This window comes from Micromonospora sp. S4605, from assembly GCF_003176715.1.
Lineage (GTDB): Bacteria > Actinomycetota > Actinomycetes > Mycobacteriales > Micromonosporaceae > Micromonospora > Micromonospora echinaurantiaca.
The window spans coordinates 1-20,572 of the sequence record NZ_QGSW01000086.1 but is presented as its reverse complement, the minus strand read 5'-3'; the positions used below and the strand labels follow the sequence as shown (position 1 = coordinate 20,572).

The 20,572-nt window shown below is 74.6% G+C and carries 16 protein-coding genes and 1 pseudogene; 10 read left to right on the top strand and 7 right to left on the bottom strand.

The annotated features are described in order from the left end of the window. Positions 1-778: pseudogene (locus DLJ47_RS05370) on the bottom strand (CAP domain-containing protein); the annotation flags it as partial. Between the two features lie 371 nt (positions 779-1,149). Between DLJ47_RS05370 and DLJ47_RS05365 the strand changes: the two are divergent. The 3 genes from DLJ47_RS05365 (at position 1,150) to DLJ47_RS05355 (ending at position 5,900) form a co-directional block, all read left to right on the top strand. Continuing rightward, the gene (locus DLJ47_RS05365; protein WP_088995539.1) at positions 1,150-1,344 is read left to right on the top strand and encodes a hypothetical protein; all 195 of its coding nucleotides are present in this window, start codon (positions 1,150-1,152) and stop codon (positions 1,342-1,344) included. 323 nt (positions 1,345-1,667) lie between these two features. Continuing rightward, complete coding sequence (gene smc, locus DLJ47_RS05360; RefSeq protein ID WP_109898982.1) at positions 1,668-5,279, top strand: chromosome segregation protein SMC; 3,612 nt, start codon at positions 1,668-1,670, stop codon at positions 5,277-5,279. After that, positions 5,280-5,900 (top strand): HAD-IA family hydrolase, encoded by a 621-nt coding sequence (locus DLJ47_RS05355; protein WP_109898981.1) that lies wholly within the window; start codon positions 5,280-5,282, stop codon positions 5,898-5,900. It abuts the gene before it with no gap. A 53-nt stretch (positions 5,901-5,953) separates the two neighbouring features. On the opposite strand, the gene DLJ47_RS05350 is transcribed toward DLJ47_RS05355, so the two are convergent. Next, a complete protein-coding gene (locus DLJ47_RS05350; protein ID WP_109898980.1) occupies positions 5,954-6,901 on the bottom strand; it encodes an SMP-30/gluconolactonase/LRE family protein in 948 nt (315 codons plus the stop codon). 76 nt (positions 6,902-6,977) lie between these two features. Here DLJ47_RS05350 and DLJ47_RS05345 point away from each other — a divergent pair, with 76 nt between their 5' ends. Continuing rightward, on the top strand, positions 6,978-8,057 hold the full coding sequence (locus DLJ47_RS05345; protein ID WP_199235711.1) for an ArsR/SmtB family transcription factor: 1,080 nt from the start codon (positions 6,978-6,980) through the stop codon (positions 8,055-8,057). Here DLJ47_RS05345 and DLJ47_RS05340 read toward each other — a convergent pair. The 5 genes from DLJ47_RS05340 to DLJ47_RS05320 form a co-directional block, all read right to left on the bottom strand. Next, positions 8,044-8,565, bottom strand: coding sequence for a DinB family protein (locus DLJ47_RS05340; RefSeq protein WP_109898983.1), 522 nt, complete (start codon positions 8,563-8,565; stop codon positions 8,044-8,046). The two genes, DLJ47_RS05345 and DLJ47_RS05340, sit on opposite strands and share 14 nt — an antisense overlap. A gap of 44 nt (positions 8,566-8,609) precedes the next feature. Continuing rightward, positions 8,610-9,107: a universal stress protein gene (locus tag DLJ47_RS05335; RefSeq protein WP_088995533.1), complete on the bottom strand. Its 498-nt coding sequence runs from the start codon at positions 9,105-9,107 to the stop codon at positions 8,610-8,612. A 1-nt stretch (position 9,108) separates the two neighbouring features. Beyond that, positions 9,109-10,728 carry an MDR family MFS transporter gene (locus DLJ47_RS05330; RefSeq protein WP_109898979.1) on the bottom strand — a complete coding sequence of 540 codons (1,620 nt, stop codon included), beginning with the start codon at positions 10,726-10,728 and terminating at the stop codon, positions 9,109-9,111. 126 nt (positions 10,729-10,854) lie between these two features. Beyond that, complete coding sequence (locus DLJ47_RS05325; RefSeq protein ID WP_109898978.1) at positions 10,855-11,295, bottom strand: MarR family winged helix-turn-helix transcriptional regulator; 441 nt, start codon at positions 11,293-11,295, stop codon at positions 10,855-10,857. Between the two features lie 22 nt (positions 11,296-11,317). Continuing rightward, entirely contained in the window at positions 11,318-13,030 is a 1,713-nt protein-coding gene (locus tag DLJ47_RS05320) for an alkaline phosphatase D family protein (protein ID WP_109898977.1), read from the bottom strand. Between the two features lie 149 nt (positions 13,031-13,179). On the opposite strand from DLJ47_RS05320, the gene ftsY reads away from it, so the two are divergent. The 6 genes from ftsY to DLJ47_RS05290 form a co-directional block, all read left to right on the top strand. Then, a complete protein-coding gene (ftsY, locus tag DLJ47_RS05315; protein WP_109898976.1) occupies positions 13,180-14,367 on the top strand; it encodes a signal recognition particle-docking protein FtsY in 1,188 nt (395 codons plus the stop codon). A gap of 7 nt (positions 14,368-14,374) precedes the next feature. Beyond that, entirely contained in the window at positions 14,375-15,238 is an 864-nt protein-coding gene (locus DLJ47_RS05310; protein WP_199235710.1) for a phosphotransferase, read from the top strand. Between the two features lie 210 nt (positions 15,239-15,448). Then, positions 15,449-16,870 carry an ammonium transporter gene (locus DLJ47_RS05305; RefSeq protein ID WP_109898975.1) on the top strand — a complete coding sequence of 474 codons (1,422 nt, stop codon included), beginning with the start codon at positions 15,449-15,451 and terminating at the stop codon, positions 16,868-16,870. Positions 16,871-16,895: 25 nt separating this feature from the next. Then, positions 16,896-17,234 (top strand): P-II family nitrogen regulator, encoded by a 339-nt coding sequence (locus DLJ47_RS05300; RefSeq protein ID WP_170839442.1) that lies wholly within the window; start codon positions 16,896-16,898, stop codon positions 17,232-17,234. Between the two features lie 16 nt (positions 17,235-17,250). Then, positions 17,251-19,512 carry a [protein-PII] uridylyltransferase gene (locus DLJ47_RS05295; protein ID WP_109898974.1) on the top strand — a complete coding sequence of 754 codons (2,262 nt, stop codon included), beginning with the start codon at positions 17,251-17,253 and terminating at the stop codon, positions 19,510-19,512. An 84-nt stretch (positions 19,513-19,596) separates the two neighbouring features. Next, positions 19,597-20,572, top strand: a 976-nt coding sequence (locus DLJ47_RS05290; RefSeq protein WP_233257668.1) for a sensor histidine kinase, incomplete at its 3' end; no start/stop codon positions are given.

Genomic DNA, 20,572 nt, shown 5'->3' with positions numbered 1-20,572 from the left:
TGTCGTCACCGGTCGCCGTGGTGTCCGGCCGGTCGTCGCCACCGCCCAGCGCGACGGCCCCGACGCCGAGGCTGACCACCAGCGTGGCCGCCGCGGCGGCGCCGCCGATCAGCACCGGCCGGGGGAAGCGGCGGCCGGTGCGGTGCCGGCCGTCGGCCGGTTCCTCGTCGACCCCGGCCGCCCGGTGCGCGGCGCGGTCGGCTTCACCGGCGTACGCCGGGTAGCCGCCGGTCGGGTCCAGCTCCCCGGTGGCCGGGTCACCGGTCCACCGCTCAGCGGGCTGATCCCGGTGCCAGCCGGTGTCCGGCACCGCCGACCACCGCTCGGTGGGCTGGTCCTGGTGCCACGCGTCGGCCGGCCGGTCGCCCTGCCACGCCTCGCCGGGCTGCCACTGTTCGGTGGGCTGGTCGCGGTACCACGCCGGGTCCGGCTCCGTGCGCCAGGCGTCGCCCGGCTGCTCGCGCCAGCCGCCCGCGGCGGGCGGGGCGGCGTCCCAGGCGGCGCTCGGCTGCCACTGCTCGGTGGGCTGGTCGCGGTACGGCTCGCCCATCGCGGCGGCCGGCCGCCCGTCGTGCCACCCGCCGGCCAGCCGGTCGCCGGACCAGGCGCCGGTCGGCGGGTGCGGGTGCCGGTCGTCGGCCGGCTGCTCCGGCTCGTCGCCGAACAGGTAGGACGACCGGGGTGCCGGACGGTCGGTCAGCCAGGCCGGCTCGTCGGCCGGCGGCTCGGGACGCCGGTGAGCGCCATCCGGATCGTTCGGGTCGGTCCATCCGTACACGCCGTAGCCTCCACGGGTCGGTTGCGGGCCGGGGTGACGGTACGGGGCGGCCTCGACCTGCGGCAACGTGGCTAAGAAAGAGTTAAGGGGAAGTCGGGCGTCCGGGTAGGGAGTTCCGGGTGACCGAGGCGTACAGTAAAGGTGTCCGGACAGAGCGTGTCTGCGCCTTGTGGCGGCCCCCCGGCAAGTGGACAGGTCGACGTGGAGATGATCTACGGCCTGCGGGAACTTGACGAAGGAGGGGGTATCGGCTCAATATATAGGTGTCGCCAGTCGCGCCCGGTCATGCCCAAGAACAGTTGGAATGACAGCCGCGAACACAGGGGCGCGCGTTGGCCGGCCTTTCCGGCAGCGCATATCAAGGAGTCAACATGGCGAAGGCCCTCTACGGCCACGTAGGTGCGGCGCCCGACCGGCGCCTGCTCGACGAGGTCACCCGACTGCGTGCCAGGGTTCAGGCACTGGAGTTCGAGCTCACCCGGGTGCGTGCCGAGAACGATCGGCTCGCGGCGGCCGCCTCGGAGGCGGACGATCTGCTCCGGCTGGCCGAGCCGGCGCTCACCTGAGTTCGATCCGGGAAAACTGAATCGCACCACGCGAAAAAGCGCGCCGACACATTTGTGCCGGCGCGCAGCTCTGTCCGCCCCCTTTCCGCGGACCATAAAGCGATCTTGTAACTGACCGGGTTCGCGGAACTGCGATCCTCCGGGCCGGGAAAACAGCTCCCACGGGTCCGGACGTGAACCGGTCTCCCCGATTACCGGACGCCGCCGGAAACGGTGGGGGCGGGTCACGTGCGGCGGCGTACCCGGCTCCGGGTTAGTCTGCGGGTTCACCAGGTCCGCGCAGCCGGCGACGGTACGGCGGCCACCGGACGAGGATCGAGAAGGTGTATCTCAAGAGCCTGACGGTGAAGGGCTTCAAGTCCTTCGCCTCCGCGACGACGCTCAAGCTGGAGCCCGGGATCACCTGCGTGGTCGGCCCGAACGGCTCCGGCAAGTCCAACGTCGTCGACGCCATCGCCTGGGTGCTGGGCGAGCAGGGCGCCAAGGCGTTGCGCGGCGGCAAGATGGAGGACGTCATCTTCGCCGGCACCGCCGGCCGGGCGCCGCTGGGGCGCGCCGAGGTGACGCTGACCATCGACAACACCGACGGCGCGCTGCCGATCGAGTACACCGAGGTGTCGATCACCCGCCGGATGTTCCGCTCCGGCGAGAGCGAGTACGAGATCAACGGCAACTCCTGCCGGCTGCTCGACATCCAGGAGCTGCTCTCCGACTCGGGCATCGGCCGGGAGATGCACATCATCGTCGGGCAGGGCCGCCTCGACGGCATGCTGCACGCCAAGCCGGAGGACCGTCGGGCGTTCATCGAGGAGGCGGCCGGCGTCCTGAAGCACCGCAAGCGCAAGGAAAAGGCGCTGCGCAAGCTCGACGCGATGCAGACCAACCTCAACCGGCTCACCGACCTGACCGCCGAGCTGCGCCGCCAGCTCAAGCCGCTGGGCCGGCAGGCCGAGGTGGCCCGCCGGGCCGCCGCGATCCAGGCCAACCTGCGCGACGCCCGGCTCCGGCTGCTCGCCGACGACCTGGCCACCCTGCGGGCCACCCTGGACAAGGAGATCGCCGACGAGACCGCGCTGCGCGAGCGGCGGGAGCAGGTCGAGGCCGAGCACGGCGAGGTGCAGCGGCGCCTCGGCGAACTGGAGGCGGCACTGGCCGAGGACGCCCCGCTGCTCGCCGCCGCGCAGGACACCTGGTACAAGCTCTCCGCGCTGCAGGAGCGGTTCCGCTCCATCGAGCAGCTGGCCCGGGAGCGGCTGCGCCACCTCAGCGCCACCCCGGACGACGAGCGGCCGGGCCGTGACCCGGACCAGTTGGAGGCCGAGGCGGAGCGGGTGCGCGAGCAGGAGGAGGAGCTGCGCGCGGCGCTCACCGACGACCAGATCCGGCTCGCCGAGGCGGTCGAGCACCGGCAGGAGCTGGAGCGCCAGCTGGCCGCCGCCGAGCGGGAACTGGTCGCCGCGGCGAAGGCCATCGCCGACCGGCGGGAGGGCCTGGCCCGGCTGATCGGGCAGGTCAACTCGGCCCGGGCCCGGACCACCAGCGCCGGTGAGGAGATCGAGCGGCTCGCCGCCGCGCACGCCGACGCGCAGGCCCGGTCCGAGCGGGCCCAGGCCGACCTGGACGCGGTCGCCGCCGAGTCCACCGAGGCCGACCGGGACAACGCCGACCTGGACGCCCGGCACGACGAGGCGGTCGCCGCCCTGGAGCGGGTGCAGGCAACCGTCCGGTCGCTGACCGACGCGGAGCGGGCGGCGGAGAAGGACGCGGCCACCTGGAAGGCCCGCGAGGAGGCCCTCGCCCTGGGCCTGCGCCGCAAGGACGGAGCCGGCGCGCTGCTGGCCCGCGCCGACCAGGTCCCCGGCCTGCTGGGCAGCCTGTCCGGGCTGCTCACCGTCGCGCCCGGGCACGAGGCCGCCCTCGCCGCCGCGCTCGGCGGGCTCGCCGACGCGGTGGCGGTGACCGGGGTGGACGAGGCCGTCGAGGCGATGCGGCTGCTCAAGATCTCCGACGCCGGCCGGGCCGGGCTGCTGGTGGGCAGCCCCGCCGGGCCGGGCATGGACGGGTCCGCCGACGCGCTGCGGCCGAAGCTGCCCGACGGCGCGCGTTGGGCGCCCGACCTGGTGGAGTGCGCGGCCGAGATCCGCCCGGCGGTGCACCGGGCGCTGCGCGACGTGGTGCTGGTGGACGACCTGGCCGCCGCCGCCGAGGTGGCCGCGGCCAACCCGGAGCTGCGCGCGGTCACCCCGGACGGCGACGTGGTCGGGGCGTACGCGGCGGCCGGCGGTTCGGCCAAGGCACCCAGCTTCATCGAGGTGCAGGCGGCGGTCGAGGAGGCCCGGTCGAACCGGGTCGCCGCCGAACGGAGCAGCGCCGAGCTGCGCGAGCAGTTGGTCGACGCGCGGGCCGAGGTGGCCGCCGCGAAGGAGGTCGTGCAGCACGCCGCGGCGGCGAAGCGGGAGGCGGAGGGGCAGCGCAACGCGGCCGCCCGCCGGCTGGCCGAGCTGGGCGCGGCCGCCCGGTCGGCGAAGGCGGAGACGGAGCGCCTGGGCGAGTCCCGGGCCCGCGCCGAGGCCGCCCGGGAAGAGGACCTGCTGCGGCTCGCCGAGCTGGAGGAGCGGCTGCGGCTGGCCGAGGAGACCCCGGTGGACGCCGAGCCGTCCACCGAGGAGCGGGACCAGCTCGCCGCGATGGTGCCGCAGGCCCGGCAGAACGAGATGGAGGTCCGGCTCGCGGTGCGTACCGCCGAGGAGCGGGTGGCCTCGATCGCCGGGCGGGCGGACTCGCTGCGGCGCCAGGCCACCGCCGAGCGGGCCGCGCGGGAACGCGCGGCGGCGCGGCGGGCGGCGCGGACCCGCGGCGCGGGGATCGCCCGGGCGGTCGCCGGCGGCGCCCGGGAGGCACTCACCCGGCTGACCGCCTCGATCGCCGCGGCCGAGGAGCACCGCGACGCGGTGGCGCGGGAGCGCACCGCCCGCGAGGCCGAGCTGTCCGAGGTACGCGGCGCCGCCAAGCGGCTCGGCGCCGAGCTGGAGCGGCTGACCAGCCAGGTGCACCGGGACGAGGTGGCCCGCGCCGAGCAGCGGCTGCGGATCGAGCAGTTGGAGGCGAAGGCCGCCGAGGACTTCGGGCTGGACGTGGAGACGCTGGTCGCCGAGTACGGCCCGAACCAGCCGGTGCCGCCCACCCAGGCGGACCTCGCCCTGGCCGAGCAGGAGGGCCGGCCGCCGCCCGAGCCGGTCCGTTACGAGCGGCCGGTGCAGGAGAAGCGGGCCGCCAAGGCGGAACGCGAACTGGCCCTGCTCGGCAAGGTCAACCCGCTCGCCCTGGAGGAGTTCGCCGCGCTGGAGGAGCGCTACAAGTTCCTCTCCGAGCAGCTGGAGGACCTCAAGGCCACCCGGCGGGACCTGCTCACCGTGGTCAAGGACGTGGACGACCGGATCCTGGAGGTCTTCGCCAGCGCGTTCGCCGACACCGCCCGGGAGTTCGAGCAGGTCTTCACGGTGCTCTTCCCCGGTGGCGAGGGGCGGCTCGTGCTCACCGACCCGGACGACCTGCTGACCACCGGCGTCGAGGTGGAGGCACGGCCGCCGGGCAAGAAGATCAAGCGGCTGTCGCTGCTCTCCGGCGGCGAGCGGTCGCTGACCGCGGTGGCCATGCTGGTGGCGATCTTCCGCGCCCGGCCCAGCCCGTTCTACATCATGGACGAGGTGGAGGCGGCCCTCGACGACGTGAACCTGGGACGGCTGATCACGCTGCTGGCACAGTTGCGGGAGAAGAGCCAGCTGATCGTCATCACGCACCAGAAGCGGACGATGGAGGTCGCCGACGCCCTGTACGGGGTGACCATGCGCAGCGGCGTCACCCAGGTGATCAGTCAGCGGCTCAACCGGGCCGACGGGGACGACGAGCGGCACGGCCGCGGCGAGGAGAACTGAGTGGCTCGGGAACGCGCGACGGCGCTGCTGGTGGACTTCGACGGCGTGCTGCGGCGCTGGGACCCGGCGGTGGCCGCCGGCGTGGAGCGGGAGTACGGCCTCTCCGAGGGCGTGCTGAGCGAGATCGCCATGCAGTGGGGCCGGCTCCAGCCGGTGCTCACCGGCCAGGTCAGCCACGCCGACTGGATGACCAGCGTGGCCGACGCGTTGGCCGGGCCCGCCGGCGGGCCGGAGCGGGCCCGAGCCGCGGTCGAGCGGTGGCAGCGCTACCGGGGCGAGGTGGACGGCGAGGTGCTCGACTTCGTCCGCGAGGTGCGCGCCGCCGGCCTCCCGGTCGGCCTGGCCACCAACGCCACCGACCTGCTCGACGCCGACCTCGCCGCGCTCGGTCTGGCGGGCGAGTTCGACACCGTGGTCAACTCCTACCGGCTCGGGGTGAACAAGCCGGCCAAGGAGTACTTCCAGGCCGCCTGCCGGGCGGTGGCCACCCCGCCGGACCGGGTGCTCTTCGTCGACGACGAGGACTGGTCGGTGCGCGGCGCCCGGGCGGCCGGGTTGTCGGCGCACCGCTGGAGCGGCCCGGGCGACCTGCGCTACCTGCGGGCGGCCCTGGCGTACTGAGCCGGTACGCGGCCCGGCGGCGTCCCGTGTCGCCGCCGGACCGGGCGGGCCGGTCAGCAGAGTCCCGGCACCACGGTCACCGTGAACGGCGGCGCCGGCGCGGCGGCGTTGAGCTGGCTGTTGACCCAGAGCAGCCGGTCGGCGTCCCGGGCGATGGTGGTCGGCGACTGGGCCAGGCCGGCCGTACCCGACTGCCGGACCACCCGGGCGGTCCGCCGGTCGGCGTCCAGCAGCGCCAGGTTGACCGCGAAGCTCCAGCCGCCCGCGCCGTCGGGAAAGTTCACCACCGCGTAGAGGCGCTCACCGTCGAGCAGCAGCCCGTCGGCGCCGAGCTGCCCGCCGGCCACGTTGACCACGGTGGCCGATCGGGCGACCAGGTCCACCCGCCAGAGCCGCTCGCTGCCCGGCTCGCCGCTGCCCTGGTCGGCAACGAGCGCGATCCGGCCGCCGTCGGCGACGACGATTCCGTTGAGGAAGCCCGGGGCCGCCGGAAAGGCCGCAGCCGGGAGCCAGGGGACCAGGTCGCCGACCCGCCCGTCGGCCAGCTCCGCGCGCCAGAGTCCGCCGCCCGCCGAGTCGGTGACGTAGACGGCGTCGTCGGTGATCGCCAGGTCGTTCAGGGCCGCCCCGGCGGCCGCCCGGCGGGCCAGCAGCGTGCCGTCCGGGGCGTGGACGAAGAGGGCGCCCGTGTCCCATCCGGCGACGAAGATCCGACCCTGGCGGTCCAGGCGTACTCCGGCGGCGCGGGTCCGGCCGTCCGTGCCGGCGGTCAGGAAGGGACGCAGCTCCCGGTCCCGGACGTGACCGCGGTAGACCGCGCCGTCGGAGACACTGGTGACGTACATGGTGCCGGTGGGGGTCACCGCGATGCCCTCGGGTCGCACTCCCGGATCCCGGGACACCACGTACGTGTCGGGGCGCCGGTCCCCGGATGCGGGCAGCGGGACGGTGACGGTGAGGGCGGTGACGGCCGCGGCGGCCGCGGCGACGAAGGTCTTCATGACCGCAGCGTCGGGGTCGGGTGCGCCCCGGCTCCACCCCTTTCGGGTACGGCCGAAGGTGGCTAGCGTCGGCGCCATGCTGACCCTGCACCTGAACGCGTCGGACCTGAGCCGCACGGTGGTGCGGTCGGCGCCGTCGGTGCTGCTGGAGCTGGCCGCGGCGGGGCAGCGGGTCTTCCGGCCCGACGCCCCGGCGCACCTCGCCGCGTGGCGGGCCGGTACCCGCGCGGCGCTGCGGCCCGGGATGCGACCGCTGCTGGACCTGTGTCGGCTGCCGCACTGGCTGCCGGACTTCCTCACCCCGACCAATCACGCCACGGAGGCGGCGGCCGCGCTCGACGAGGTCGCCGCCACCCCGACGGCGACCCTGGACGCCGAACTCCGACCCCGGATCGAGGCCGGCGACCTGCCGCCCCGGGTCGCCCCCCTCGCCGCCGGGGACCCGGTCGCGCGGCAGCGGCTCCGCGCGGCGATGGGCGCCTTCCACGCTGTCGCGGTGGCGCCGTACTGGCCGACGATCGTGGCGGCGGTGCACGCCGACCGGGCGGCGCGCGGACACACCATGGTGGACGTCGGGATCGACCGGGTGCTGCGCGATCTCAGCCCGTACCTGCGCTGGGCGCCGTCCGGCGCGACCTACCGGCTGTCGTACGAGTGCGCCTTCGGCACCGACCTGGACGTCGTCCCGGACGGCCGGGGCGTCACCCTGGTGCCGTCCTACCTCCTGCCGCAGCCCTGCGTCCTCGACGACCCGGACGGCCCGCTGGTGCTGGCCTACCCGATCCGGCCGACCCGGCGCGAGCTGACCACCGGCCAGCCGCTCGCCGACCTGCTCGGGCGGACCCGGGCGGCGGTGCTGGGCGCGATCGTCGGCGGTCCGAGCACCTCGCAGGTCGCCCGGACGGTCGGCATCTCGATCGCCTCGGCCAGCCAGCACACGACCACGCTGCGCTCGGCCGGGCTGATCACCACGCACCGGGCCGGCTCCGCGGTGCGGCACGCGCTGACCCCGCTCGGCGAGCACCTGCTGCGGGCCGCCCGGACCGGCCAGGTCGCTCCAGCCGCCCAGGCCGCCCAGGCCGCTCCAGCCAACAGCGCCGGTCAGGTCGGTGCGGGACGGCCCGGGCGGCCCGCGGCGGCGGTCACTCGCCGGTGACGCCGTCGATGCGTTCCCGGATCAGGTCGGCGTGGCCGTTGTGCCGGGCGTACTCCTCGATCATGTGCACGTAGACCCAGCGCAGGTTGAAGGTCCGGCGCTTCGGGCCGACCTCGGTGAAGGTCTCGTCCAGGGAGCGGCCCGCGGCGGCGGCCCGGGCCAGCGCCACCTCGCGGTGGAAGGTGGCGAAGTCGGCCTCCGCGTCGGCGTCGCTCACGTCGTGGTCGGCGTCCGGGTTGTCCGGCGTGTAGTAGGGGTAGTCGACCTTCTCGCCGGCGAAGTTCTCCCGGAACCACCAGGCCTCCACCTCGGCCAGGTGCCGGACCAGGCCCAGCAGGGTGAGCCCGGAGGGCTCGACGCTCGGGGTGCGCAACTGGTCGGCGGTCAGCCCGGCGCACTTGAGCAGCAGGGTCTGCCGGTGGTAGTCGAGCCAGCCCTCCAGCATGGTGCGCTCGTCGCCGACGGTGGGCTCGGGGGTCCGGACGATCTCCGGTGCTCTCCAGGTCATGCCGGCCATCCTGCTGGTTGGCACCGACAACCGGCGAACGGTTATCAGGGCACCACGACCACCGGCCAGCGGCCGGCGCGGACCAGGCGGGTGGCGACCGAGCCGACCAGCCGGTGCCCGGCCTGCTCGGACGCGCCGACCACCACCAGGTCCGCCCGGAACTCGTCGGCCGCCGCCCGCAGTTCGGTGTACGCGTCACCGCGTCGGCACACGAAGGTCACCGGCAGCCCCAGCTCCTCGGCGCCGCGCCGGCACTCCCGGCGCAGCTCCTCGGTCAGCTCGTCGTGGCAGCGTTCCAGCGCGCCGGCGTCCACCCCGGGCACCAGGGCGGTGAACCCGGCGTTGGCGCGCACGTGCACCACCACCAGGGCGGCACCCTGCCGGCGGGCGAGGCCGGCCGCGTACCAGCCGGCCCGCTCGGAGGTCCGGGTGCCGTCCACGCCCACCAGCACCACCCGGGGCCCGTCCGTGCCCCGTTCGAAGGGCAGCGGACGGGTGCGGGGGCCGTAGTCCTCCCGTTCCCGAGGGGCGTCGACGGTCACGTCAGCTCCGTTCTCCGGTCTTGATCACGGCGGCTCCGGCACCGGCCGCCACCGTCGATTCTTGCTCGATCTCGGCGGCGACCGGGTCGCTGGTGTTCCGGCGCAGCGGCACCTCCCGGATGAAACAGACAGCGATCAGGGCGATCAGCCCGAACGGGGCGGCGACCAGGAAGATGTCACCGGCCGCGTGGCCGTACGCGCCCTCCACCACGGCCCGGACCGGTGCCGGCAGGGTGTGCACGTCCGGCAGCGGGCCGCCGCTGCCCGAGCGGGAGGTGGGGATGCCCAGCGCGGTCAGCCCCTCGACGAGGTAGTCGTTGACCTTGTGGGCGAGCACCGCGCCGAGCGCGGCCACGCCCACCGCGCCGCCGAGGCTGCGGAAGAAGGCGACCACCGAGCTGGCCGCCCCCAGCTCGTGCGTGCCGACGGTGTTCTGCACCGCGAGCACCAGGTTCTGCATGCTCATGCCGAGCCCGACGCCGATCACCGCCATGTAGCCGGCGAGCAGGACGAAGCTGGTGTCGGCGCGGAGCGTGCCCATCAGCGCGAAGCCGACGGTGAGCAGCGCCGTGCCGGCGACCAGGTAGCGCTTCCAGCGGCCGGTGCGGGTGATCAGCCGCCCGGTGACCGTGGAGGAGATCAGCAGGCCGAGGATCATCGGCAGGGTCATCAGGCCGGACATGGTCGGGCTCTGCCCCCGGCTGATCTGGAAGTACTGGCTGAGGAAGACCGAGGCGCCGAACATGCCGACGCCGACCGCGACGCTGGCGACGGTGGCCAGGGTGATCGTCCGGGACCGGAACAGGTGCGGCGGGATCATCGGCTCGGCGGCGCGCTGCTCGACCCGGATCGCCAGCGCGCCGAGCAGCAGCGCACCGGCCACCATGGCGGCGGTCTGCCAGGAGGCCCAGGCGAACGAGTCGCCGGCCAGCGAGACCCAGATCAGCAGCAGCGAGACGGCGGCGGTGATCAGCGTGGCGCCCCACCAGTCGATGGTGGCCTTCCGCTTGGTGACCGGCAGGCGCAGGGTCTTCTGCAGCACCACCAGCGCGGCGAGCGCGAACGGCACGCCGACGTAGAAGCACCAGCGCCAGCCGAGCCAGGAGGTGTCCACGATCACACCGCCGATCAGCGGCCCGCCGATGGTGCCCACCGCCATCACCGCGCCGAGGTAGCCGCTGTACCGGCCGCGTTCGCGCGGAGCGATGATGGTTGCCATGATCACCTGGGCCAGCGCGGTGAGGCCGCCGGCCCCGACGCCCTGGAGCACCCGGCAGGCGATCAGCTGCCCGGTGTCCTGCGCGAGCCCGGCCAGCACCGAGCTGACCACGTAGATCAGCAGGGCGATCTGGACCAGGACCTTCTTGTTGGTCAGGTCGGCCAGTTTGCCCCAGATCGGGGTGGTCGCGGTGGTCGCGAGCAGTGCCGCGGTGACCACCCAGGTGTACGCGGACTGGCCGCCGCCCAGCTCGGTGATGATCCTCGGCAGGGCGTTCGAGACGACGGTGCCGGAGAGGATCGCGACGAACATACCCAGCAGCAGGCCGGAGAGGGCCTCCAGCACCTGCCGGTGGGTCATGTCGACGGCGGTCGCCCGGGCGGGCGCTGGCGCGGAGCTCATCGTGGCTGCCTCCGGCAGGAAGTCGAGGGAGTGCGGCGGGGCGTTGCCCCGGGCAACCGTATGCCTTTGTTGCCTAGAGCAACAACTCTGCCCTGCGAGGCTTTGTTCCCGGCTGGCGGGGTCAGATCAGAGCGGGATCTCGTTGAACCGGGTCAGCAGCCGGGCAAACTCCTCGACGTCCCGGGCCGGCCAGTCCTCCAGCGTCCGGCGGAACTGCCGCAGCCGGGCCGACCGGGCCGCGTCGAACCGCTGCCGCCCCTGCTCGGTCAGGCTGAGCTGGGCGGCCCGCCGGTCGGTCGGGTCCGGGTCGCGGCGGACCAGGCCCAGCGACTCCAGCCCGTTGATCTGACGGCTCAGCGTGCCCTTGCCGATGCCGAGCCGGGCGGCCAGGTCGGTGAGCCGGATCGAGTCGCAGCGGCGCAGCCAGAGCAGCAGGCCGTACGCGTTCGGCTCCAGGTTGGGGTGCACCTCCCGGGCGATCTCCCAGGAGACCGCGCGCCCGCGGCGCAGCAGCACGGTCAGCTCGTGCTCGACCGCCCGCAGCGGCTCCGGAAGCTCGTCGTCCACGCCGTAGAGGGTACGGCCGCCATCAAGCGGCGTCGGTGAGTCGGTGCCGCATCACCGGCCGCAGGTGCCCGTCGCTGGTGGTGCCCTCGATGGTCACCTCGGCCGTACGACCGTTGTGCACCAGGGTGGCCACCGCGTTGCCGAAGTACGGGCCGGCCAGCTTCCGCCAGCGCAGCGCCGGGCGGCGTACCCCGGCCGAGCGGGCCAGCGCCCGGGTGGCCCCGGCCGGGCCGGGCGACCAGCCGAGCCGCATCAGCGGGCGCATCCCGGCCGGCACCTGGTTGTGGATGGGGGAGCAGGTGAGCTGGTGCACCGGGGTGGCCACCGCCGGGTCGTCGAACCGGGCCCGGGCCACGTACGAGTGGTGCACGTCGCCGGAGAGCACGCTGATCGAGGCGGGCGGCGCGTATGCCGGACCGGCGCCGACCCGGTCCCCGGTGGTGCCCGGGGTGCCGCTGCCGAGCCGGGCGAAGAGCGCGCCGAGCGCCTCGAACGAACGGCGGAACGCCGCCCAGTGCTCCAGGTCGAGCCCGCGGCGCAGCTTCTCCGACAGGGTGGCCACCCAGCGCCGGCGGGAGTCGGCCAACTTCTCGTTCCAGGACTCCACGTGGTGGATGCCCGGTGGCAGCAGCCAGGGCAGCGAGGACCCCACCACCAGATGGTCGTAGACGCCGTGCGCCTGGTCGAGGAACCAGGACCACTCGCCCGGCGGCAGCATCGCGCGCTGGCCCGGCTCCAGCACCCGGCTGCACCGGTTGTCCAGCATCACCAGCCGGGTCCGGCCCAGGTCGAGCGCGTAGCTCCACTGGTACTGCACCGCGCGCCAGCGCTCGGTGTCGTGCGCCAGGTCGCTCTCCTGGTCGACCCGGTGCCCGAACTCGCGCAGCACGCCGGTGGCGTCCTCGGCGGCGGTCACCTTGGCGAAGACCGGGTCGGCGGCGATCTCGTCCGGGGAGAGGTTGCCCAGGTGCTGGTAGACCCAGTACGAGGCGAGCCCGCTGCCGATCCGCTCCGCCCACCAGGGCTGCCGCCGGGCGTCCGTCCGCCACGACGCGGAGGTGTTCCAGTCGTCGATGATCTCGTGGTCGTCGAAGATCATCACGCTCGGCACGGTGGAGAGCAGCCAGCGGATCTCCGGGTCCCGCCAGGACTCCAGGTAGAGCTTGGTGTACTCGTCGAAGCTCACCACCTGGTCGCTGGGGGCGTCCTTGGGCCGCCGCCGGCGCCGCTTCAGCAGCCGGCGCACCGTGGGCGAGGTCACGTCCGCGTACACCTGGTCGCCGAGGAGCACCAGCAGATCGGGCAACGCGGCCGGATCCGGGTCGGCCATCAACCGCCGGGCGTACGCGTCCAGCGCGTCCGGCGGCAGCCGCCGGGTGGTGGCGTGCTGGGTGGTCTCCCGGCAGGAGCCGAAGATCAGGCGGACCGGCTGCTCCCGGTCGTCCGCCGCCCGGGTGCGGATCACGCTGGGCGGGAAGCCGCTGTCCGGCACCGGCCAGGCGACCTCGCCGTCGACCAGCACCTCGTAGCGGGTCGACCGGTCCGGGGCGAGCCCCTCCACCACGACCAGCGCGTAGTGGTGGTCGTACGCGGAGAAGGTGGGCGCGCTACCGACGGCGCTGTCGGCCGTGCGGACGGTGACCACGGCGGGCGCGCTGGTCTCGACCCAGACGGTGGCCCGCGTGCCGACGACCCGCCGCAGCAGGGGGCCGATGAGCAGGTGTGCCGCGGGCATGGTGGACCTCCGAGGTGAGCGGACTTCTTCTTTACTACCCCGCCGGCGGTCGCACCACTGCTGGCTGCGGCCGAGCCTACCGCCGGCGGATGTGGCCCGCGGGGTGCGGTGGCTGGGACGCCGTCGCCGCCATCTGACAGGATTTCGGCATGACGGAATACCTCCTCATCGCCCTCGCCCTGCTCGGCGTGCTGATCCTGGGTGCCATCGGGCTGGTCGTGCCGCGGCTGCGCCGGCGGCCGGCGCCGCCGCTGCCGAAGGAGGAGGTGCGGACCCGGGCGGAGGAGGATCTCGCCGGCCCACCGGTGGTGGCGCCGGAGGCCGACCTGGCCACCGGCATCCTGGTGGAGCCGCCGGTCGTCGAGGCCCCGGCGCCGGTGCTGGAGGTGCCCGAGCCGACCGCCGGGCGGCTGGTCCGGCTGCGCTCCCGGCTGTCCCGCTCGCAGAACGTCTTCGGCAAGAGCCTGCTCGGCCTGCTCAGCCGGGACCGGCTTGACGAGGACGCCTGGGAGGAGATCGAGGACAGCCTGATCACCGCCGACGTCGGCATCGACGCCACCCGCGAGATCGTCGACCGGCTGCGCGAGCGCACCCGGGTGCTCGGCACCCGGTCCGGCGAGGAACTGCGCGCCCTGCTCGCCGCCGAGCTGGTCAACGCCCTGGACCCGACGCTGGACCGCTCCCTGCACACCGCGCCCAAGGTCGGCGCGCCGGCGGTGCTGCTGGTGGTCGGCGTCAACGGCGCCGGCAAGACCACCACCTGCGGCAAGATCGCCCGGGTGCTGGTCGCCGACGGCCGCAGCGTCATCCTCGGCGCGGCCGACACCTTCCGGGCCGCCGCCGCCGACCAGTTGGAGACCTGGGCCGGCCGGGTCGGCGCGGAGACCGTCCGGGGCCCGGAGGGGGCCGACCCGGCCAGCGTCGCCTTCGACGCTGTCAAGCGGGGGATCGACGCCGGCGTGGACACCGTGCTGATCGACACCGCCGGGCGACTGCAGAACAAGGTCGGCCTGATGGACGAACTCGGCAAGGTCAAGCGGGTGGTGGAGAAGCACGGCCCGATCGACGAGACCATCCTGATCCTGGACGCCACCACCGGGCAGAACGGCCTGGAGCAGGCGCGGGTCTTCACCGAGGTGGTCAACGTGACCGGCGTCGCGCTGACCAAGCTCGACGGCACCGCCAAGGGCGGCATCGTGATCGCCGTGCAGCGCAAGCTGGGCATACCGGTGAAGCTGGTCGGGCTCGGCGAGGGGCCGGACGACCTGGCCCCGTTCGATCCCGCACAGTTCGTCGACGCACTGCTGGGCACTGAAGCCCCCGGACGGGACGCGTAACCTCGAAGTGACGACTGACGATCGCGCCTACGCGGGGTGGCGCGACCCCAGCCACCCGGCGCCACGCCTCGGGAGACCGTACGTGACTTCGCAGGAGATCCCGCTGCACGGCGGGAACGTCAGCACCGTGGTCCGGGTCGGCGACACGGTGCGGCGTAACGCCGGCCCGTGGACGCCGAGCGTGCACGCCCTGCTGCGGCACCTGGAGTACGTCGGCTTCACCGGCGCCCCCCGCGCCCTCGGCATGGACGAGCGCAACCGGGAGGTGCTGTCGTACCTGGAGGGGGAGTGCGGGGAGTACCCGCTCGCCCCGCACTGGGTCACCGACGAGGCCCTGGTCACCGTCGCCACCATGCTGCGGATGTTCCACGACGCCCAGTACGGCTTCGTCCCGCCGCCGGGGGCGGTCTGGCGTTCGTTCGGCCCGCCGCCGCCGGACACCGAGGTGATCTGCCACCACGACGCCGCCCCGCACAACGTGATCTGGCGGCCGGACGGCACCCTCGGGCTGATCGACTTCGACCTGGCCTCGCCCGGCGCGCGGATCTACGACGTGGCGTACGCGGCCTGGACCTGGGTGCCGATCTTCTCCGACCGGGACTCGATCACGCTCGGCTGGAAGCACCCGGACCGGCCGCGGCGGCTGCGCCTCTTCGCCGACGCGTACGGGCTGATCCCGCGGGACCGGCACCGGCTGATCCGGACCATCCGCAAGCGGATCGTCGACCACGTGGAGGGGATCCGCCGGATGGCCGCGGCGGGTGAGCCGGCGTTCGTCCGGATCGTGCACAAGGGCCACCTGCGCCGGCCGATGCGCGACCTGCGGCTGCTCGACTACGAGCGGCACGCCCTGGAGTACGCCCTCCGCTGACCGGTTCGGCCGTTTTCGTCCGAGCTCGTTCCCGCCGTCCGCCCCGGCGGTGAGGTTCTCTTCACACGTCCGAAACAAGCCGTCACCGGACGGAAATCGACGGGTGACGCTGGAGGAAACAGCCAGCGGCGAGGCTTCCGCCCATCCGGCGTACGGGCGACGCTGCCCCGGAAGCCGTGAAGGAGGGAACTTCACCGTTAGGAGGCCAGCGTGCCTGAAGCACCGACGATTGACTCCGGCAACACCGTCTGGTTGCTGGTGTCGACCGCGCTCGTGCTGCTCATGACGCCCGGACTGGCGCTGTTCTACGGCGGCCTCAACCGGGCCAAGGGCGTACTCAACATGATGATGATGAGCTTCTCCGCGATCGGGCTCATCTCCGTTCTGTGGTGGTTCTACGGCTTCAGCATCGCCTTCGGCAGCGATGTCAACGGCTTCTGGGGCGACCCGGGCGCCTACCTCGGCACCAAGACCTTCCTCGCCGAGACCGACCTGTGGGGCGCGACGGCCGAGAACCCCAGCGGCATCGGCGTCCCGCTGTACGTGTTCATGGCCTTCCAGATGGTCTTCGCGGTGATCACCGTCGCGCTGATCAGCGGCGCGATCTCCGACCGGGCGAAGTTCGCCGGTTGGCTGCTGTTCGCCTTCGGCTGGGCCACCCTGGTCTACTTCCCGGTCGCGCACTGGGTCTGGGGCGGCGGCATCATCGGCGGCGACATCCACGCGCTCGACTTCGCCGGCGGCACCGCCGTGCACATCAACGCCGGTGCGGCCGCCCTGGCGGTGGCGCTGGTGCTCGGCAAGCGGCTCGGCTGGCCGCGGGAGGGCATGAAGCCGCACAACATCCCGCTGGTCGCGCTCGGCGCCGGCCTGCTCTGGTTCGGCTGGTTCGGGTTCAACGCCGGTTCCGAGCTGACCGTCGACTCGGTGGCCGCGCTCGCCTTCCTCAACACCCAGCTCGCCACGGCCGCGGCGGTGCTCGGCTGGATCGCCGTGGAGTGGATCAAGGACAAGAAGCCGACCATGGTCGGCGCCTCCTCCGGCGCCATCGCCGGCCTGGTCGCCATCACCCCGGCCTGCGGCTTCATCGCCCCGTGGGCGGCGGTGCTGCTCGGCGTCGTCGCCGGCGCGGTCTGCGCGCTGGCGGTCAGCCTGAAGTACAAGCTCGGCTACGACGACTCGCTCGACGTGGTCGGGGTGCACTTCGTCGGCGGCTGGATCGGCTCGCTCTGGCTCGGCCTGTTCGCCACCAACTCGGTCAACGCGGCCATCTCCGACGTGGTCGGCGCCTCCGACGGCCTCTTCTACGGCGGCGGCCTGACCCAGCTCGGCCGGCAGGCCCTGGCCGGCCTGATCGTCAGCGTCTGGTCGTTCGGCATCGCCTGGCTGCTCGCCTTCGCCATCGAGAAGACGATCGGCTTCCGGGCCCGGCCCGAGGCCGAGGTCGAGGGCATCGACATCGCCGAGCACGCGGAGAGCGGCTACGACCTCTCCCCGGCCGGTGGCGGCAGCGGCGGCGCGTTCGCGCTGGCCGGGATCGGCTCCCCCGGCGCGACCGCGGGCGCCACCAAGCCGGTGGCGGCGCCCGCCGAGCCGGCGTCCGAGCCGGTGGACGAGAAGGTCGGCGGATAACGTTCCTGGGATGGAGGGGTTGGACATGAAGCTGGTGACCGCGGTCATCAAGCCGTACCAGCTGGACGCGGTGAAGGAGGCCCTGCACGCCCTCGGGGTGGCCGGCCTGACCGTCAGCGAGGTCCAGGGCTACGGCCGGCAGAAGGGGCACACCGAGGTCTACCGGGGTGCCGAGTACACGGTCGAGTTCCTGCCCAAGATCCGGGTCGAGGTGCTCACCGACGAGATGGACGTCGAGAAGATCGTGGACGCCATCGTGGCGGCCGCCCGGACCGGCAAGATCGGCGACGGCAAGGTCTGGGTGACCGGGGTCGAGGAGGTCGTCCGGGTTCGTACCGGCGAGCGCGGGCTCGACGCCCTCTGATCACGCACCCACCGACATGACCTCGTTGACCAGGCAGGACGCGTCCGGCACCGACGCGGATCTGGTCAACGAGGTCGTCGGCGTACCCGGGGGGATCGGCGCCGCGGCCCGAGCGGCCCGGGCCGAGGCGTACGACGGCTGGCTGCGGTCGCTGCTGCCGGCGCGGGACGGGGTGGCGCTGCTGGCCGTCGGCGGGCTGGGACGGCGGCAGTGCGCCCCCTACGGCGACCTCGACCTGGTGCTGGTGCACGCCGGGGTGCCGGGCGTCGACGAACTGGCCGCCGCGCTCTGGTACCCGGTCTGGGACGCCGGGCTGCGGCTGGACCACTCGGTGCGGACCGTGCCGGAGGCGCTGTCGGTGGCGCAGGACGACGTGAAGGTGGCCCTCGGGCTGCTCGACGCCCGCCCGGTGGCCGGGGACGCCACGCTCGCCGAGACACTGGTCCGGTCCGCTGCCGACCACTGGCGGCGGACCGCCGTACGCCAGCTGCCGGCGCTGCGGGCGGCCACCACCGCCCGCTGGCAGGCCCACGGCGAGCTGGCCTTCCTGCTCGAAGGTGACCTCAAGGAGGCCGCCGGCGGGCTGCGCGACGTGGGCCTCCTGCGAGCGATCGCGCTGGCCGGCGTCACCGACGCGCTGCGACCCGCGGTCCGCGCCGCGCACCTGCGGCTGCTGGACACCCGCGACGCGCTGCACCAGCAGGTCGGCCGCCGGGTGGACCGGCTGGTGGCGCAGGAACGCGACGGGGTCGCCGCGCTGCTCGGGCTGGACGACGGCGACGCGCTGCTGCGCCGGGTCGCCGGTGACGCCCGGACCGTCAGCCACGCCCTGGACGACGCCTTCCGGGCGGTGGACCGGCTCCGGTCCGGGCGCCGCCGGGGCGCCGCCGGGCGCCCGGTGCGCCGGCCGGTGGCCCGGGACGTGGTGGAGCACGACGGCGAGCTGGTGCTGGCCCGGACCGCCATCGGGGCGCGCCCCGACCCGAGCCTGTCGCTGCGGGTGGCCGCCGCCGCGGCCACCACCGGGCTGCCGATCGCCCGGGCCACCTGCGAGTGGCTGGCCGCCTACTGCCCGCCGCTGCCGGCGCCCTGGCCGGTCGAGGCCCGGGCCGCGCTGGTCACCCTGCTGGGCGCCGGCGCCGGGCTGGTGCCGGCCTGGGAGACCTGCGACCGGTACGGGCTGGTGGCCGGCTGGCTGCCGGAGTGGACCCGGCTGCGCAGCCTGCCCCAGCACAACCCGGTGCACCGGTTCACCCTCGACCGGCACCTGGTGCAGACCGCCGCCGAGGCCAGCCGGTACGCCCGCGAGGTGGAACGCCCCGACCTGCTGCTGCTCGGCGCCCTGCTGCACGACATCGGCAAGGGACTCGCTGGCGACCACAGCACGGTGGGGGCGCCGATCGCCGAGGCGGTGGCCGCCCGGATCGGCCTGCCCGGGCCCGAGGTGGCGCTGATCGGCACGCTGGTCCGGCTGCACCTGCTGCTGCCCGACGTGGCCACCCGGCGCGACCTCGCCGACCCGAAGACCATCGCCGGGGTGGCCGGGGCGGTCGGCGACCCGGCCACCCTCGACCTGCTGCACGCGCTGGTCCGCGCCGACGCCGCCGCCACCGGGCCGGCCGCCTGGTCGGACTGGAAGGGCCGGCTGGTCGCCGAACTGGTCGGGCGGGTCCGGACCGCGCTGGACACCGGGGCGCTGCCCGCCCCGCCCGCCCCGGACCCGGCGCTGGTGGCCGGGCCGCTGCCGGTCGTACACCTGAGCGGGGACCAGGTGGCGGTGGCCGCGGCGGACCGGCGCGGCCTGCTCGCGACGGTGGCGGGCTGCCTGGCCCTGCACCGGCTGGAGGTGATCTCCGCCGACGCCACCACGGTGGACGGGCGGGCGCTGGTGCAGTGCCGGGTGCAGCCGCGCTACGGCCTGCCGCCGGATCCGATCGCGCTCGGCAGCGACCTGCGCCGGGCGGTGGCCGGGGACGTCTCGGTGACCCAGCGGCTGCGCGGCCGGGCGTTGGCCGCGCGCGGGTCGGCGGCGGCGCCCCGGGTGGTCTGGCACCGCGAGGCGGCCACCGACGCGGTGCTGCTGGAGCTGCGCGCCGCCGACGCGGCCGGCCTGCTCTACCGGGTGGCCGGCGCCCTCGACGAGGCCGGCGCGCAGGTGCGCGCCGCCCGCATCTCCACCCTGGGCGGGGACGTGGTGGACGCGTTCTACCTGGTCGGCGGCTGGCCGGACGACGACACCCGGGCCCGCCTGGAGGCCGCGGTCCTCGGCGCGGTCTGACCCGGCGGGTACGTCCGGCGACGTAGCCGCGGTGCCGTCCGCGGACGCACGACGGCGGGTGCCGGCCGGGGCAGAATGACCGCCATGCGGGAGCGGCGGCGGGACAACCGGTGGCAGCTGGCCGCCGACGCCGTCCTGGCCCTGGCGCTGCTGGCGTTCGGGCTGCTCGCCACCCCGCTGGCCGGCGCCAACCAGCCCGGCTCGGTGCCGGTCGATGCCGCCTGCCGGGCCCTGCTGGCGGTGGCGGCGCTGGCCCTGGTGGCGCGCCGGCTCGCCCCGCTGGCCACGCTCGCCGTGGTCACCGTGGCAACCTCGGCCTACCTGGTGCTCGGCTATCCGTACGGGCCGGTGCAGCTCGCCTTCCTGGTCGCCGGCTACACCGCGGCGGCCCGGCTGCCGGTGCGCCGGGCCGGGGTGGCGGCCGGGGCGGCGCTGGCCGTGCTGCTGGTGCACGTGTTCTGGTCCCGGGGGCCGGAGCCGGGCTGGTTCGGGATCCTGCCCGCCTCGGCCTGGGTGGTCGTACCGTTCGCGCTGGGGGTCGCCGTGCGGGTCAACCGGGAGAGCGCGGCCCGTGGCCGGGCCGAGGCGGCCCGGCGGCGGGCCGACGAGGAGCGGCTGCGTATCGCGCAGGAGGTGCACGACGTGGTGGGGCACGGCCTGGCGGCGATCAGCATGCAGGCGGAGGTCGCCCTGCACCTGCTCGGCAAGCGTCCGGAGCAGGCCGAGATCGCGCTCACCGCGATCAGCCGCACCAGCCGGGAGGCGCTCGACGAGCTGCGGGTCACCCTCGGCGCGGTGCGCCGGGGCGGCGGCCGGGAGCCGGTGCCCGGGCTGGCCCGGCTGGACGCGCTGCGCGAACGGCTGGCCGACGCCGGGCTCGCCGTGACGTTGCGGGTCACCGGCGAGCCGCGCGAGCTGCCGGGGGCGGTGGACCTGGCCGCGTACCGGGTGGTGCAGGAGGCGCTGACCAACGTGCTGCGGCACGCCGGGGTGGCCGAGGCGGAGGCGACGGTCGGCTACGGCGGGGACGCGCTCACCGTGGAGGTGCTCGACCGGGGGG